This is a genomic window from Kitasatospora sp. HPM-01-4 (assembly GCF_051374625.1).
Lineage (GTDB): Bacteria > Actinomycetota > Actinomycetes > Streptomycetales > Streptomycetaceae > Kitasatospora.
The window spans coordinates 8,569,772-8,584,272 of the sequence record NZ_JBPQGP010000005.1 but is presented as its reverse complement, the minus strand read 5'-3'; the positions used below and the strand labels follow the sequence as shown (position 1 = coordinate 8,584,272).

Below are 14,501 nucleotides of genomic sequence, written 5' to 3'. Positions count from 1 at the left end.
GGCCGGACCGGCCCGCGGGGACACCCTGGCGCACCTTCTCTCTGTACGCCCGGGCCCCAGGGGTGTCAACCGGGACCCGCTCCGCTCGGCTCCGGACGAACCGGCCGCTCCTCGCCGGGCGGGCCGGCTGCCTCCGGGCCCGCGGGGAGCCCCGCGAGCGGCCGGGCGCCTTCGTGCCGGGCTTTCCGCGCGCTGCCCCGCCCCCGGCACTGCCTGCCGTCGGTGTTCCCTCGGTCCGCGACGGTGACCGGCTGGCCGCGGCTCCGGCACCTCCCGCGTGTCCCCGGGCCGAATGGGCGACCCGGCACACCCGGTGGTTTCGACGAACCGCCAGGACACAGCGGGAGCTGGGAAGACATCCCACCCATCGGCACTGCGACACCGGCCAACTGACGTTCAGTCAGGTATCGGCAGCCCGTACAGCTGGGTGTCATGGCCGGCGAAGAGGCGGCTGCCGTCGGTACCGAGGCTCCAGTACTGCACGCCGGAGGCGGAGTCGCGGAACTGCCAGCGCGGTTCGCCGGTGTGGATGTCGATCGCGCGGACGCCCTGGTCGGCGGGGCCCGGAACGTAGAGGGTGTCGCGCACCGGCACCGGGCAGCAGCGCGAGTCGATGCGGAACGGCAGCGTGACCGCCCACTTCTGCTTCCCGTCCGCCGGGTCATGGCGGGCGATCCGGCCGTCGTCGCGCAGCAGCAGGACGTCTCCGTCGACGGCGACCGCCCGGAGGTAGCGCCAGGTGTCGCTCTGCTCGGGAGCGAGTGCCCAGGCCGTGCCGCCGTCCGCGAGCCGGATGGCCTGCACTCCGCCCGTCCGGTTGATGGTGTAGACGTGCTCCGGGCCCACTCCCCCGAGCACAACCTGTTCACCGGCCTGGACCGACCACTGGCGCGCACCGTCGTCGGCCTTCAGTGACACCAGCTCACCCGGTCCGCTGCGGACCAGCAGCCTGCCGCCGGGGACCGGGAGGAAGCCCGAGTACCAGACGCCCTCGGGCTGCTGGTGGACCCAGAGCGGTCGGCCCGTCTCCCCGGCGAGCGCGAACAGGGCCGCCACGTCGGCACGCTGCTCCTGCCAGGTCATCCCGTAGAGCACGCCGTCGTCGCAGGACATCAGCTGCGGCGTGCTGTCCGGGCCGCCGAGCTCCGGCGGGCAGGACAGTTGCCAGTCGGCGGCCGGATCGGTGAGGTGGAAGCTTCTGATCCGGCCGATCCGGGAGTCGAACACCCGGTCGCCGCCCGCGAACGCGGGGTTGGCGCCCGGCGGCACCGGCCCCTCTCCGGGCTCCGGCTGGGGCTCCCCCTCGGACAGGTCGATCCGGCGGCGCCCCGCCCCGGTGACCGGGTCCAGCGTCAGCAGGTTGCCGTTGTCCACGAAGACCGGGAGCGTGAACGCGCCGGTCAGCCCGTCGGCCGTCTGTACGGCGACGTCCCTGTGCACCCAGAGCGGACGGGGGCCGGGGCCGATGGCCTGGCCGCTCGGGACGGCGGGCTTCGCGGACCGCCTGCGGGCGTTCGGGGCGCCCCCGTTCAGCCACCACGCCCCGCCCACGACGGCCAGCCCGCCCGCGCCGAGGATAAGCTGACGCCGCGTCACACCACTGCGGTAGGGCTCGGGTTCACTCTCCTCGCGGAAGGACGCCGAGCCGGCACCCGTCGGCGCCTCCGGACCCGCCTCCATGCCCGGCTCCAGGTCCAGCAGGGTCTCGCCGACCCGCTCACCGGACTCCTCCGCCCGTGCCTTCCGTACCACGCCCGTACCCTCCCCCGTGACAGCTTGCAGGGAGGATAGCCGACCCTTATCGGGCACGAACCACCGGCCGACGGCAGCCGTGCGGCCCGCCGGGAAGGCCGCGCCCGGCCGGCGCCCCGGTCTGAACCGGGGATCCTGCCCCTGCGCCCCCAAGGGCGCCGCAGTACCCGGGCCCGGACGGCGGCCCCGCCGCTCCGCCCGCCCTCCCGGACCTCCGGGGTGTCACCCGACTCCCTCCCGGCGGCGGGTAGGGTGAGCTTGACCTGGTACGTACCTGAGATTGACCATCTGGTCGCTCTCATATGACCAGGCCTGACGGGGCATGACCGGGTGTGACCGAGGTCCTGGCGCCGGTCGGCGCGAGGCCTGCACCTTTTCTGAACGGGAGTCACGGTGACGGAGCAAGCGAAGGCCGAGGACCGCAACACACTGGCGCAGCTGCTGCTGGACCACCCGCCCATGGTCCGCGAGCTTCCCGAGTTCGCGGTCGAGGGACTGCCCGCGAGCCCCGCCGAGCTCTTCGGCGAGTGGCTGACCGAGGCGTTCCGGGCCGGGGTGCCGGACCCTCAGGTGGTCACGCTGTCCACGGTGGACACCGACGGCTGCCCCGACGCCCGGGTGCTGGTGCTGCGGGGCATCGACGTACCGGGCGCGGGCCTGGTGTTCGCGGCCGACGCGGACAGCCCCAAGGGCCGCCAGCTGGCCGCCCGGCCGCGGGCGGCGATCACCGTGTACTGGCCGCTGCTGGGCCGTCAGATCAGGGTCCGGGGCGTGGTGGAGATCGCGTCGCCCAAGGAGTCCGCACTCGACTTCCTCAGCCGCTCGCCCTGGTCGCGGGCCGCCTCCCTGGTCGGGCACCAGAGCGAGCCGCTCACCTCCTTCGAGGCGTACGACAGCGCCGCACGGGAGGCCCGGCTGCTGCTGGAGGCCGACCCGGAGGCGATCGCCCCCGGTCACACCGTCTACACGCTGCGGGCCGTGGAGGCCGAGTTCTGGCAGGGTGACGCCGCCCGCCGCCATGTCCGGGTCCACTACTCCCGCAACGAGCCGGGGGCGATCGCGGGCGAGTGGTCCCGCACCCTGCTCTGGCCCTGACCGGCCCGCCGGCGGCGCTGTGACACCGGACACAGCACCGCCGCACACAACTGTGAGGCCCTGGTGAGGACTTGGGACACCCCGCGTTCGCCCGCCGGTTTCCGTGGATACGGTGCCACCGGGCGCGGCCGGCCTCACCCCCCGGGACGGGACTGTGATCGTGATCACTCCGATTCCGTCCCGGATTTCCGTTATCGGACACCGGCCACCGGATCTCCCAGTGCGTCAGGGCAGAACGGACAGGCCGACGGAGAAGGTGGACCACAGGATGGACAGGGACTGCGGCACGGCGACGGTGGTGCAGGCGCAGGCCGGGGACCGGCGCGCCACGGACGAGCTGATCGGCAGCCACCTCCCGCTGGTGTACAACATCGTCGGCCGGGCGCTCTCGGGGCACCCGGACACCGACGACGTGGTGCAGGAGACCATGCTGCACGCCGTGCACGGCCTGCCCTCGCTGCGCGAGCCGGCCAGCTTCCGGTCCTGGCTGGTCGCCATAGCGATGAACCAGATCCGGCGCCGCCACCAGAACTCCCAGGCGCAGCCCGCCCTTCCGGGCGGGTACGAGACCGGTGGCTGCGAACCGGCCGACCCCAACGCGGACTTCGTGGACCTGACCATCGTCCGGCTCGGGCTCTCGGGCCAGCGCCGCGAGGTCGCGGAGGCCACCCGCTGGCTGGACGAGGACGACCGCGAGCTGCTGGCCCTGTGGTGGCAGGAGGCCGCCGGCCAGCTCAGCCGGGCGGAACTGGCCGGCGCGCTGGAGCTGGCGCCGCAGCACGCGGCGGTCCGGGTGCAGCGGATGAAGAACCAGCTGGAGAACGCCCGGGTGGTGGTCAGGGCGCTCTCCGCCGTACCGGTCTGCGGAGTGCTGGCCGAGGTCACGGCCGGCTGGGACGGGGTGCCGGGCACCCTGTGGCGCAAGCGGATCGCCCGCCACGTGCGGGAGTGCGGGTTCTGCGCGCAGCAGCGGGACGGCCTGTTCCCCGCCGAGGGGCTGCTGGCCGGGCTCGCCCTGGTCCCGGTTCCGCACGGGCACCTGGTGTCGAGTGCGCTCACGGGTGCTCTCTCCGCTCATTCGGCGACCGCTCATTCGGCCGCGCAGTCGGCTACGGCCCAGGCGGCGACCGCTCATTCGGCCGCTCATTCGGCCGCGCAGTCGGCTACCGCCCAGGCGGCGAACGCGCAGGCGGCCGGGGCCGCCCACGGTTCGGCACCCGCCGCCCACCACTCCGGCCCGGCGCACGCCTCGTCCGCCGGCCGGAGGGCCCACCGGCATGCCGCCGGACGTGGGCGCCGGGCACTGCCGAAGGTGTCGAAGTCCCCCAAGCTGCTGCTGACCGCGCTGGGCACGGCGGCCGTCACGGTCGCCGCCGTGGGTGTGGTCGCCGCCGAGCAGGAGCAGCCATCGAATTCGGTGACGCAGGCCGACACGGTCACCGCCCCGGAGAGCGTCTCGGCGCTCTCGCTGGGCACCGCCGCGACGTCCGGCGCCGCCCCGTCGTCCCCGGCCGCTCCGTCAGCCTCGGCGTCCGCCTCCTCGGCTGCGCCCTCGCCCTCCGCCTCCGCGACTTCCTCGCCCAGCCCCTCCGCTGCCGCGTCATCGCCGACCCCGACGGCGACCCGGACCCAGTCGACTCCCCCCGCCGCCCCCGCCGTGCGGCAGGCGCCGGTCGCCTCCTCGATACAGCAGCAGGTCATAGACCTGGTCAACGTCGAACGCGCGAAGGCCGGCTGCAAGCCGGTCAGGAGCAACTCCAGGCTGCAGAGCGCCGCGCAGGGGCAGTCCGACGACATGTCGGCCCGGAACTTCTTCGACCACACCAACCCCGACGGCGCCGGGCCGCAGTCCAGGATCGACGCCGCCGGCTACCAGTGGAGCACCTGGGGAGAGAACATCGCGCACGGGCAGAGCTCTCCCGCCGACGTGATGGACAGCTGGATGCACAGCCCGGGCCACCGGGCGAACATCCTCAACTGCGCCTTCACCGAGCTCGGTGTCGGTGTCCACCAGGGCGGCAGCGGCGGCCCCTACTGGACCCAGGACTTCGGCACCCCGAGCTGAGCCCGGCACGACGCTCACCCGGCCCTGCCGCAAAAGAACTTGTCCGGGGGCCGGGTGAGCGCCGAGGATCACGCCCATGGAACGACCCGCCGAATTCATCCGATACGACCAGGTCGAGCTGCGCCGCTGGCGCGCCGACGACGCCGCGGCCATGGACCGCCTGGTCACCGACGCACTGCCGCACCTGCTGCCGTGGATGCCCTGGGCAGCCGAGCACGACTACGCCGCGGTGGCCGACTACACCAGCCGCAGTGAGCAGTGGTGGGAGGACGGCGAGGCGTTCAACTTCGCGATCACCACGGGCGGCGACCTCGTCGGCAGCTGCTCCCTGATGCGGCGGATCGGCCCCGGGGCCCTGGAGATCGGCTACTGGATCCACCCGGAGTGGACCGGTCGCGGCCTGGTCACGATGGCCGCCGCCGCGCTGGTCCGGGAGGCGTTCGCGATGCCGGACGTGGCCCGGGTGGAGATACACACCGACAGCGCCAACACCGCCAGCATCGCGGTGGCCCTGCGACTGGGCTTCACCGAGATCGCGCGCAGGCCCTCGCCGGACGGCCCGTCCGCGCCCGCCCGGGACGGTGTGGACGTGGTCTGGGAGCTGTCCCGCTGACCGTACGCCAGAGAGCCGCCCACCAAGGCCCGTGCGTGTCATGGGTGGTAGCGGCGCGACGTTCCGGCCCAGACGTGGAGGCCGTCGACCATGTCGCGGGTCCCGTTCAGGTACCAGCCGGCGGCCGGGTGCCGGCGCAGCAGGTGGCCGCGGAGCACCTCGCTGTCGTCCCGCAGGCGCCGCACCCGGGTGCGGACCACCTGGACCGCCTGCTTCCGGCTGAGCCCGTGGGTCCGCTGAAGGGTCATCACCATGTTGAACTGGACCGCGGGCAGGCCTTCCTCGCGTTTCAGCGAGCAGAGGTCGTTGATGAGGGTCGCCGCGTCGGCGGTGTACGCGCGCAGCCGGTACAGGGCGGGCTCCGCGAGCAGCAGCGCCGGGGCCTCGGTGCCGCGCACCCGCTCCAGCATGTTCATGAACGGGTACAGGCAGCTGGCGTGGCGGCGTAGCAGCGCCGTCTCGGAGAGGTCCGGAGTGGTTCCCCCGGCCCGGTGGTGGGTCTCGGCGAGGAAGGTGGTCAGGCAGGCCTGCCACTCGGCGGCGGCCCGGTGGCGCCAGGTGTCGGGCATCGGCCCGGCCTGGCGGTGCCAGAGGTCCCGCCACGCGGCCACCAGCGGGTCCTCCGGCGCGATGGCCGGGGGCCCGGGGTACCGGAGGATGCCGAGCAGTGGGTCGATCAGGGCGTGGGCGTCCTTCGGGCGGTGGCCGACCGGTCCGTCGAAGCGGTCGTCGAGGATGGTGAACCAGCCGAGGATGTCCAGCAGCAGGTCGAGTTCGGGCCCGCGGGCCCGGGGGTAGGCGTGGCCGATCAGGTCGGGCAGCGCGAGCCGGTAGTGCGGAATGTCCTTCGGTGCGAGGAGGTGGCGGCCGACCGCCCAGGCGGTGTGGCGGGTGACGGCGGCCTCGAACTCCTCGGGGCTGCGCGGGCTGCAGTTCCGTTTCTTCGGCGCTAACTCGGCGGCGTGGAGAAGGGAGTTCACCGTGTGGCCTCCGTCGGACAGGAGAGGGTTCCCTGGGACGGGAGGCCGTTTCGGGCGGCGGCCCGGCGCGGGGTGACGGCGACCCGCAGGCCCTGGGCCTGGACGGCGGTCCACACCACCTCGCGGGTCCGCACGCCGGGGACGGGGGTCAGCTTCCAACGGCGCAGGATCGTTGCTGCAGCCACCGCCATCTCGGCCCAGGCGAAGGCCTCGCCGATGCACTTGTGCTTGCCCGCGCCGAACGCCATGAAGGCGTGCCGCCCGGCGGCCGGCGCACCGCCCGGCTGCTGCCGCCCGGGGTCGAAGCGCATCGGGTCGGGGTACAGGGCCGGATCGCGGTGCAGCGCGGTGAGGCTGTAGAGGAGTTCGGTGCCGGCCGGGACGGTGTAGGGGCCGAGCTCCACCTGCTTGGTCGCGGTGCGCATCAGGAAGGCGTTCGGTGTGTGCAGCCGCAGGACCTCGTGCGCCACGCTCCGGGTGTAGCCGAGGCGTTCGATCGCCTCGGGGGTGAGCTCGGCGCCCGGCTCCAGCTGTTCGTCCAGCTCGTCCAGTACTCGGGCCGCCACCTCGGGGTGGTCGAGCAGTTCCTGGATGAACCAGGTCAGGGTGGAGGAGATGGTCTCGGTGCCCGCGCCGAACATGGTGATGGCCTCGGAGCGGACGTCCGCCTCGGTGAGCGGACGGCCGGAGGCGGGGTCGACGGCGCCGCGCAGCAGGGCGGTCAGGGTGCCGTCGGCGGGGGCCGCCTCCCCGGCGGCGCCGACGGCCTGGTCCACCACCCGGTTGAGCACCCGGACGGCGGCGTCGAAGCGGCGGTTGACCGGCAGCGGCAGCCGGGCGAACGCCGGGTGCGGATAGAGGGACTGGACGATCTGGCCCTTCACCATGTCGGGCAGCGCCCGGTGGAAGGCGATCGTCGAGTCCTCCCGCAACCGGGCGCCGAACAGGGCGCGGGTGACGATCTCCAGCGCCAGGTGGTTCATCTCCTTGGGTACGTCCACGACTTGGCCGGCCTGCCAGCGGCCGATCCGCTCCTCGGCCACCCGCTGCATCAGGGGTACGTAGGCGGTCATCCGGTCGGGGCCGAACACCGGCTGGACGGTACGGCGGCGGTCCCGGTGGGCCGACCCGTCGGACATCAGCAGACCGTCGCCGAAGGCGTTCTTGAGGGTGTCCTGCACCGCTCCGCGCGGGCAGTCGCGGGCGAGCGCCACCAGCAGTGTGTGCACCAGGGCCGCGTCGGTGACCACGAGGACCGCGCGCGGTCCGAGCCGGATCTGCACCACTCCGCCGTAGCGGGAGAGCGAGCCGAGGAACCCGAGCGGGTCCCGCAGCAGCGCGGGGGCATGGCCCAGGACCGGAACTCGCCCGGGGGCCAGGGGAACTGCCGACACACGCCGGGCGGTCGTCGCGACCACGGTCTCTTCCTTCCAGCAGGCAACAGGGATCGTCCCCGACCGCACCGCTGTGCGAACGGGACACGCCCTGGGAGAACGCTTTCGTGGAAGGTCGGTTTCGCCGGACGGCGACAGATCACCCCATCGGCCCAGCGGTCGTCACCGGGCGGACCGGCGCGACCCGGCGACCGGGTACACTCTCCGGCCGATCGGCGGGATCCCGATCAGTCGGGCTGTAAATCCCACCGGAAGGTTGTCGCTCGACGGGAGCCGGCCGAGCGTGGCCGCGCGTGGCCGAGGCGTTCGGCAGCACCCCGAGCATAGCGAGGATCAGTCCGCCGGTGAACTGACCTGTCCGGGTGCGATCTTCTTCTGCCTTGTTCTGATCGTCCATCCCATGGATCTTCCGCCGGAGTTGACGCGGGATTTAGTGCGCCGGCGGCCCGAGCAGATGGAGCAGGGTTCGGTCGTGCCGGAGCAGCCAGGAGAGATAGGCGGGGTTCACCCGGGCCAGCTCGACGTAGGCGGCGTGGAGATCGGTGTGGAGGGCGTCGAGTGCACCGGCACTCAGCGCACCCCGCCGCCAGATGAGCAGCAGCCGGACGGCCAGCGGGTCCCCGTGGATCGGCCGGACGGCGGTACCGGGACCGGCGACCGCGATGGGCTGGCAGGGGCGTACGGCCTCGCCCGAGGCGACGAGTTCGGCGGCGGTGGCGTTGTCCCTGACCTGCACCACGCGCGGGTCGAGACCGGCCTCGCTGAAGACCCGGCGCAGCGCCGCGTACTCGTGGTCGGCCGCCGGATCCACCATCCAGGTGTCGCGGGCCAGGTCGGCGAGGTGCACCACGGGCCGGGCGGCGGCGGGGTGCCGGTCGGACAGCGCGACGAACCGCGGCTCCCGGGCGACCAGTACCCGGTGTTCGGCGCCGGGCGGGACCCGCAGCGGGAAGCCCTCGCTCTCGTGCACCATGGCGAGGTCGAGCTCGTCGTCGGCGACCATGCGCAGCAGGGCGATGGCCGATATGTCGACGTGGATGGCGGGGTCGGTGTCGGCGCAGCGCTCGCGGAGCCGGCGCAGCCAGCCCGGGACGGCGCGACTGCCCACGCTGCCGATCCGCAGCCGCCTGTGCGCACCGCCGGAGGCCTCCAGCCGGGCGGCGGCGACCAGGGCGGCCATCTCGCTGAGGATGGGCCGGGCCCGGGAGAGCACCGAGTGGCCGAGGGCGGTGGGCTGGCTGCCGGTCTGCTCGCGGGTGAACAGGGCACCGCCGATGGTCCGTTCGATCCGGTGCAGCTGGGTGGTGAGGGAGGGCTGGGTCATGCCGAGCCGCTGCGCGGCCTTTCGCACGCTGCCGGTGTCCGCGATCGCGCACACCACTCTCAAATGCCTCACATCCAGTTCCACGACGAGATCATAACTACCCGTCAGATTGTTCGCCAGGGACATGCCAGATAGTGAAACGTTTCACCATGGAGTTACCAAGCCAGGGTATTGGGTCGAGCTATCGCCGGTTGACATCATCCGCTCGCTCGGCGGGCTGAACCAAGCTCTGTCCAGCACCGGTTCACCTGATGTCCACGGCGTTGCCCCACAGCGCTCGTGGAACTCCCGATTGGAGTCCCCCACATGAAACTCCCCAGGCTTGCCCTGTCCGCCGCGCTCGGACTCGCACTGGCGGGCGGCCTGTCCGCCGTCCCCGCCGCCGCGGCGGGCGCCGACGCCACCGCGCACCAGGGCTACACGGCTTCCTCGTACGCCGGTTCGGCCGCCGAGGCGGCCGGCAACAAGGCCTTCTACCAGGCCGTGATGAAGTCCGCCCTGGCGAAGCAGGCGGCGAACCCCTGGCTCCAGACGGTGGTCGTGACCTACAACCCGAGCAGCGCACCGTCCTTCGCGAGCCAGATAGCCGCCAGCGCGCAGATCTGGAACAGCTCGGAGCGCAACGTCCAGCTCCGGGCGGGCAGCAACGCGGACTTCGACTACTACGAGGGCAACGACCCGCAGGGCTCGTACGCCAGCACCGACGGCCACGGCCGGGGGTACATCTTCCTCGACTACAGCCAGGCCCGGCAGTTCAACCCCACCCGGATCGTCGCGCACGAGACCGGGCACGTGCTCGGCCTGCCGGACCACTACTCGGGTCCGTGCAGCGAGCTGATGTCCGGCGGCGGCCCCGGCCCGTCCTGCACCAACCCGTACCCGAACGCCACCGAGAAGCGCCGGGTGGACTCACTGTGGGTCAACGGCCTGGCCGCCCGCTGACCTGGCGGCGCACCTGTGAACCCTCCGGCCTCCCCGGCTCGCCGGGCCGGTGATCCCCCTCACCCTGGCCGGTAGGACGCAAGGGCGCGGCGGGGTACGGCTGTCCGTACCCCGCCGCGCCCGGTCGGCCGTGCCTCGTGCATCGTGCGTCGTGCGTCGTGCGTCGTGCGGGTCAGTGCCGCTTGGCCGGGGAGGCGTTGATCCCCCGGTCGAGCAGCTGCTGGGCGTAGAGGCTGGTCGGCAGGAGGTGGGTGCCGCCGGACTGGACCTCGCCGTCACTGCCCTTGGCAGGCGTCCCGGTGCAGCCGATCGCCCAGTTGTGGGCGGTGGGCGGATCCTGGACCGTGTACGACTGGGTGGTGCAGTTCCAGGCGGTGCTGTTGGCGTCGGACCAGCCGTGGCCGCTGCCCCGGGTGCCGTTGTTCACCAGCTGCAGCGAACCGTCGATCCGCAGGTCGTCGTAGAGGGTGCCGCTGCCCCAACGCTCGTGGCCGCCGGAGTCGTAGGTGTCCTGGACCAGCGTGGCCTTGCAGTCCGAGAACACGTTGGGACCGGCCTGGCGGCCGTAGGTGGTGAAGGCGTGCACCTTGGTCGCGGTCACCGCGCAGTCCTGGACCAGGTTCTCCTGCCCCTGCAGCAGGTACGCCTCGGAACGGGCCGAGCTGTCGGTGGTGAGCATGTCCAGCATCTGGGTGTGCAGCACCGAGATCCGGCGGCTCTGCGGGCCGAGGGAGGTCTGACCGGTACCGCCGAAGTGCCGGGCCACGGTGTTGGAGACCCAGGAGTCCTCGACCGCGTTGAACTCCCAGAAGGCCGCGTTGTAGAAGCTGTTGGCGTAGTCCGGGTCGCCGGACATCGCCTGGCCGTCGGCGCCGAGGTTCTCGATGCCGACGTGGTCGATGCGCGGGAAGGTGTAGCGGTAGACCGTCGCCTGGGTGTACTGCTTCTCCAGCGCGTTGGTCAGCGGGATGTCGATGGTGACCTTGTTGCCCGAGACGGCGGTGATCTTCCGCTCGAACTTCAGGCTCCAGTTCGGTGAGAAGACACCGGTCATCCCGATCGCGTCGATCCACGCCTGTGTGGTCGGCCGCTCCACCACCACCTCGTCGCCCACCGAGAGGCCGGCGGTGCTGTTGAGCGTCAGAGTGGTTCCGCCGACCGGCACGTAGTCGTCGGTGACCTGGGCCGGCGTACCGACCGTGGTGTAGCGGGACTTGTCTCCGACGGTCAGCAGCGTCCGTACGGTGGGCCGGTCGGCGACCAGGGTGGTCTCCGAGGCCCCCGCGCCGCGCAGCACCACTCCGGCGGCGTTGATGTGCAGACTGCTCGCGATGCGGTAGCGGCCCGCCGCGAGCTGGACCGCGCCGCGGAACCCGTTCGCGTCCAGCGGCAGGGCGGAGGCCTTGTCGATGGCGGCCTGGACGGTCGCGGTGTCGTCCCCGCCTCCCGGTGCGGGGACGGTCACCCGGGTGGGCACCGCCGGCAGCGCGACGCCGCCGCCCGCGTACCCGGCGTAGGAGTAGTCGGGCACCCGGTTGCCCTGCGCGTCCCGCCCGTAGACCAGATGCCCGTTGGACATGCCGATCCACTGGCCGCCGGTCGGGCCCGCCGCGGTGACCGGCCTGCCGGCGGAGGTGACACCGGCCGTCGGGTGCGCGGAGGCGGTGCCGAGCGCGGCCGATGCGCCGCCCTGGGCGCAGGCCACGACCGCCGCGCCGACGACCACGGCCGCGCCGGCCACGGCGGCGATCCGCCGGCGGCTGCGCGTGCGTTTGTGGGTGTGTGTCAAGAGAGTCTCCCCCTGCGGTGCGGTGAGGCGGTGCCGGCCGTCGGCCGGCCGCCGCCCCTGATCCGGTCAGGCCGGACGGTCGTCGTCCGGCCGTTGGCCGCCCAGCCTGTCGTTGATCAGGCGGGCCAGTCGGCGGATGCCCTCGTCCAGCTGCTCCGTGGTCAACAGGCTGACCGACAGCCGGAGTTGGAATTCCGCCTCCGGTGCGTCATGGAAGTGGCGCATCGGGGTCCAGAGCACGCCGTAGTCGCGCGCCGAGGCTTCGAGGAGTGCGCCGTCGACCGGGAACGGCACGGTGACGACGAGGAAGAAGCCGCCACTCGGGGTGTTCCAGCGGACACCGGTCGATGCCGGGAAGGCCTGGCCGAGGCCGGCCAGCACCTGGGCCAGGTTGTCCCGGTAGCGCGCGATCTCGCGCTCGTTGGCGCGCAGCAGACTGCCCTCGTGCTCCAGCAGCTTTCCGGCGATCACGGCCTGCGAGATCGCGGAGGTGTTCACCGTCAGCATGCTCTTGAGCTTGGCGAGTTCGTCGGCGAGCAGTCCGGTGGCGCCGGACGGTGCGGTGACGGTCTGGTCGGCCACCACGAAACCCACCCGGGCGCCCGGGAGGCCGGTCTTGGCGTACGAGCCCAGATAGACCACCCGGCGGCGGGTGTCCAGGGCCTTCAGCGTGGGCAGCCGCTCCTCGCCGGCGGTGAACAGGCCGTACGGGTTGTCCTCCAGGAGCAGCAGGTCCTCGCGCTCCGCCAGCTCCAGCAGGGCGTGCCGGGTGCGGAGGTCGAGGCTGAGCCCGGAGGGGTTGGAGTGGTCGGCCAGCAGGTAGCAGGCCCTGGGCCGCAGGCCGTCCGCGCGGGCCTGGCGGAGCACTTCGGCGAGGTCGTCCAGGTCCACGCCCCCGGGGCCGCCGCGGACCGTGCGGACCGGCATGTCGACCAGCTTGGCGGCACCCGTCAGTCCCACGTAGGTGGGCGCCACGGCGAGCACGGCGTCCTTCTCGTCGGTGCGCAGCGCGCGCAGCACCAGGAACATCGCCTCCTGGCAGCCGACCGTGACGACGATGGACTCGGCATCGGCCGTGATGCCCTCGTCGGCCTGGAGGTTGCGGGCCACCAGGCCGTGGATGATCCCCTTGGTGCGGCCGTACTGGAAGAACGCCCGTCGCGCCTGCTCGGGGTCGAGCCCCTGCTCGGCCGTCAGGTGGTGCTCGTACCGGCGGAGGTAGCGGTGGATCGCCTCGATGTCGAAGAACTCCTCGTACGGGCGACCGGCGGCCAGTGAGAGGGCGCCGGGGTGGCGCCCGGCCACCTCGTTGAGGAAGTTCATCGACTCCAGGGCCGGGTCCGAGAGCGAGGAGTGCAGCTCGTTCAGGTGCAACTGCCCGGCGGGAGTGGTGAGTTGTCCGTTGTCGTTCATGGGAGTTCCTGGCTGTGCGGGGTGTGCCGGTGCGGGCGGGTGATGGTACGCAGCGTGCGGGCCTCGGCGGGCGAGGAGCAGCCGGCCAGCCCGAGGGCGTCGTCCAGTTCGGTGGCGAGCAGGTCGAGGACCCGGGACGCGCCGGCTTCGCCGTCAGCCGCCAGTCCCCAGATCAGCGGCCGGCCGACCAGGGCGCCGTCCGCCCCGGCGGCGAGGGCGCGCAGGACGTCGAGGCCGCTGCGGATACCGCCGTCGAGCAGTACCTGGCACCGGTCGCCGACCGCCGCGCGGACCTCGCCGACCAGCTGGACGGCGGGTGCGGCGCCGTCCAGCTGCCGTCCGCCGTGGTTGGAGACCACCAGGCCGGCCGCGCCCGCCTCGACCGCGCGGGCCGCGTCCTCGGGGGCGAGCACGCCCTTGAGGACGATGGGCAGCCGGGTGGTGGCGCGCAGTTCCGCCACGTCGTCCCAGGTGAGGTCGGGGGCGAGGGCCAGCGCGGTGTGGGTGGCGACGGCCGAGTTGAGGGCGGTGCGGTGGTGCGCGGCCGAGCTCGCGGCCTCGGTGAGGTTGGCCGCGGTGACCTCGGGGGGCAGTGTGAAGCCGTTGCGGATGTCCCGCAGCCGGCGCCCCATCCACGGTACGTCGACGGTGAGCACCAGGGCGGTGCAGCCGGCGTCCTCGGCACGCTGGATCAGGTCGTGGCGCTGGGCGCGGTCGCGCAGCCAGTAGAGCTGGAACCAGGTGGTGGCGCCGGTCGCGGTGATCTGCTCGATCGGGTAGCTGCTGAGGGTGGCGGCGGTGAACGGGACACCGGCCCGCTTCGTGGCCCTGGCAGATGCCAACTCGCCTTCGGGGTGGGCGAGTCGGTGGTAGGCGACGGGCGCGACGGCGACCGGCATGGCGGCGGTGGCGCCGAGCAGCTCGCAGGCGGTGGTGCGCGCGGAGACGTCGCGCAGGACCCGGGGGACGAGGTAGATCTCGTCCAGCGCGGCGCGGTTGGCGGCGAGGGTCCGCTCGGCGCCGCTGCCGCCGGCGATGAAGTCCCGGACCTCGGGGGCCAGGATCTCGGCGGCGCGCTCCTCGATGTCGGCGAGGGTGAGGGCTTGGGGCACGGTGGTTCCGGGGTTGTGCGTG

At 72.9% G+C, this 14,501-nt stretch carries 11 protein-coding genes; 4 read left to right on the top strand and 7 right to left on the bottom strand.

The window, feature by feature from the left end; genetic code table 11:
• Positions 1-396: 396 nt before the first annotated feature.
• The gene (locus ACSMTC_RS37030) at positions 397-1,752 is read right to left on the bottom strand and encodes an outer membrane protein assembly factor BamB family protein (protein ID WP_436564132.1); all 1,356 of its coding nucleotides are present in this window, start codon (positions 1,750-1,752) and stop codon (positions 397-399) included.
• Between the two features lie 393 nt (positions 1,753-2,145).
• On the opposite strand from ACSMTC_RS37030, the gene ACSMTC_RS37025 reads away from it, so the two are divergent.
• The 3 genes from ACSMTC_RS37025 to ACSMTC_RS37015 all read left to right on the top strand — a co-directional run bounded on the left by ACSMTC_RS37025 (position 2,146) and on the right by ACSMTC_RS37015 (position 5,525).
• Entirely contained in the window at positions 2,146-2,847 is a 702-nt protein-coding gene (locus tag ACSMTC_RS37025; protein WP_436564131.1) for a pyridoxine/pyridoxamine 5'-phosphate oxidase, read from the top strand.
• A gap of 268 nt (positions 2,848-3,115) precedes the next feature.
• Positions 3,116-4,912 (top strand): sigma-70 family RNA polymerase sigma factor, encoded by a 1,797-nt coding sequence (locus tag ACSMTC_RS37020; protein ID WP_436564130.1) that lies wholly within the window; start codon positions 3,116-3,118, stop codon positions 4,910-4,912.
• Positions 4,913-4,988: 76 nt separating this feature from the next.
• A complete protein-coding gene (locus ACSMTC_RS37015) occupies positions 4,989-5,525 on the top strand; it encodes a GNAT family N-acetyltransferase (RefSeq protein WP_436564129.1) in 537 nt (178 codons plus the stop codon).
• Between the two features lie 38 nt (positions 5,526-5,563).
• Here the strand turns inward: ACSMTC_RS37015 and ACSMTC_RS37010 are convergent, their stop codons facing one another.
• The 3 genes from ACSMTC_RS37010 to ACSMTC_RS37000 form a co-directional block, all read right to left on the bottom strand.
• On the bottom strand, positions 5,564-6,505 hold the full coding sequence (locus ACSMTC_RS37010) for a terpene synthase family protein (protein ID WP_436564128.1): 942 nt from the start codon (positions 6,503-6,505) through the stop codon (positions 5,564-5,566).
• Complete coding sequence (locus ACSMTC_RS37005) at positions 6,502-7,923, bottom strand: cytochrome P450 (protein WP_436564127.1); 1,422 nt, start codon at positions 7,921-7,923, stop codon at positions 6,502-6,504. The genes ACSMTC_RS37010 and ACSMTC_RS37005 overlap by 4 nt, the downstream gene beginning before the upstream one ends.
• 406 nt (positions 7,924-8,329) lie before the next feature.
• A complete protein-coding gene (locus ACSMTC_RS37000) occupies positions 8,330-9,307 on the bottom strand; it encodes a LysR family transcriptional regulator (RefSeq protein ID WP_436564126.1) in 978 nt (325 codons plus the stop codon).
• Between the two features lie 222 nt (positions 9,308-9,529).
• On the opposite strand from ACSMTC_RS37000, the gene snpA reads away from it, so the two are divergent.
• On the top strand, positions 9,530-10,165 hold the full coding sequence (gene snpA, locus ACSMTC_RS36995) for a snapalysin (protein WP_436564125.1): 636 nt from the start codon (positions 9,530-9,532) through the stop codon (positions 10,163-10,165).
• A gap of 172 nt (positions 10,166-10,337) precedes the next feature.
• Here snpA and ACSMTC_RS36990 read toward each other — a convergent pair whose 3' ends face one another.
• From ACSMTC_RS36990 to ACSMTC_RS36980, 3 genes are all read right to left on the bottom strand, one after another.
• Positions 10,338-11,954 (bottom strand): pectate lyase family protein, encoded by a 1,617-nt coding sequence (locus ACSMTC_RS36990; RefSeq protein ID WP_436564124.1) that lies wholly within the window; start codon positions 11,952-11,954, stop codon positions 10,338-10,340.
• Positions 11,955-12,020: 66 nt separating this feature from the next.
• Positions 12,021-13,367 carry an aminotransferase-like domain-containing protein gene (locus ACSMTC_RS36985; RefSeq protein WP_436564123.1) on the bottom strand — a complete coding sequence of 449 codons (1,347 nt, stop codon included), beginning with the start codon at positions 13,365-13,367 and terminating at the stop codon, positions 12,021-12,023.
• Complete coding sequence (locus ACSMTC_RS36980) at positions 13,364-14,479, bottom strand: alpha-hydroxy acid oxidase (RefSeq protein WP_436564122.1); 1,116 nt, start codon at positions 14,477-14,479, stop codon at positions 13,364-13,366. Before ACSMTC_RS36980 ends, ACSMTC_RS36985 begins: the two co-directional genes overlap by 4 nt.
• Between the last annotated feature and the right edge of the window lie 22 nt (positions 14,480-14,501).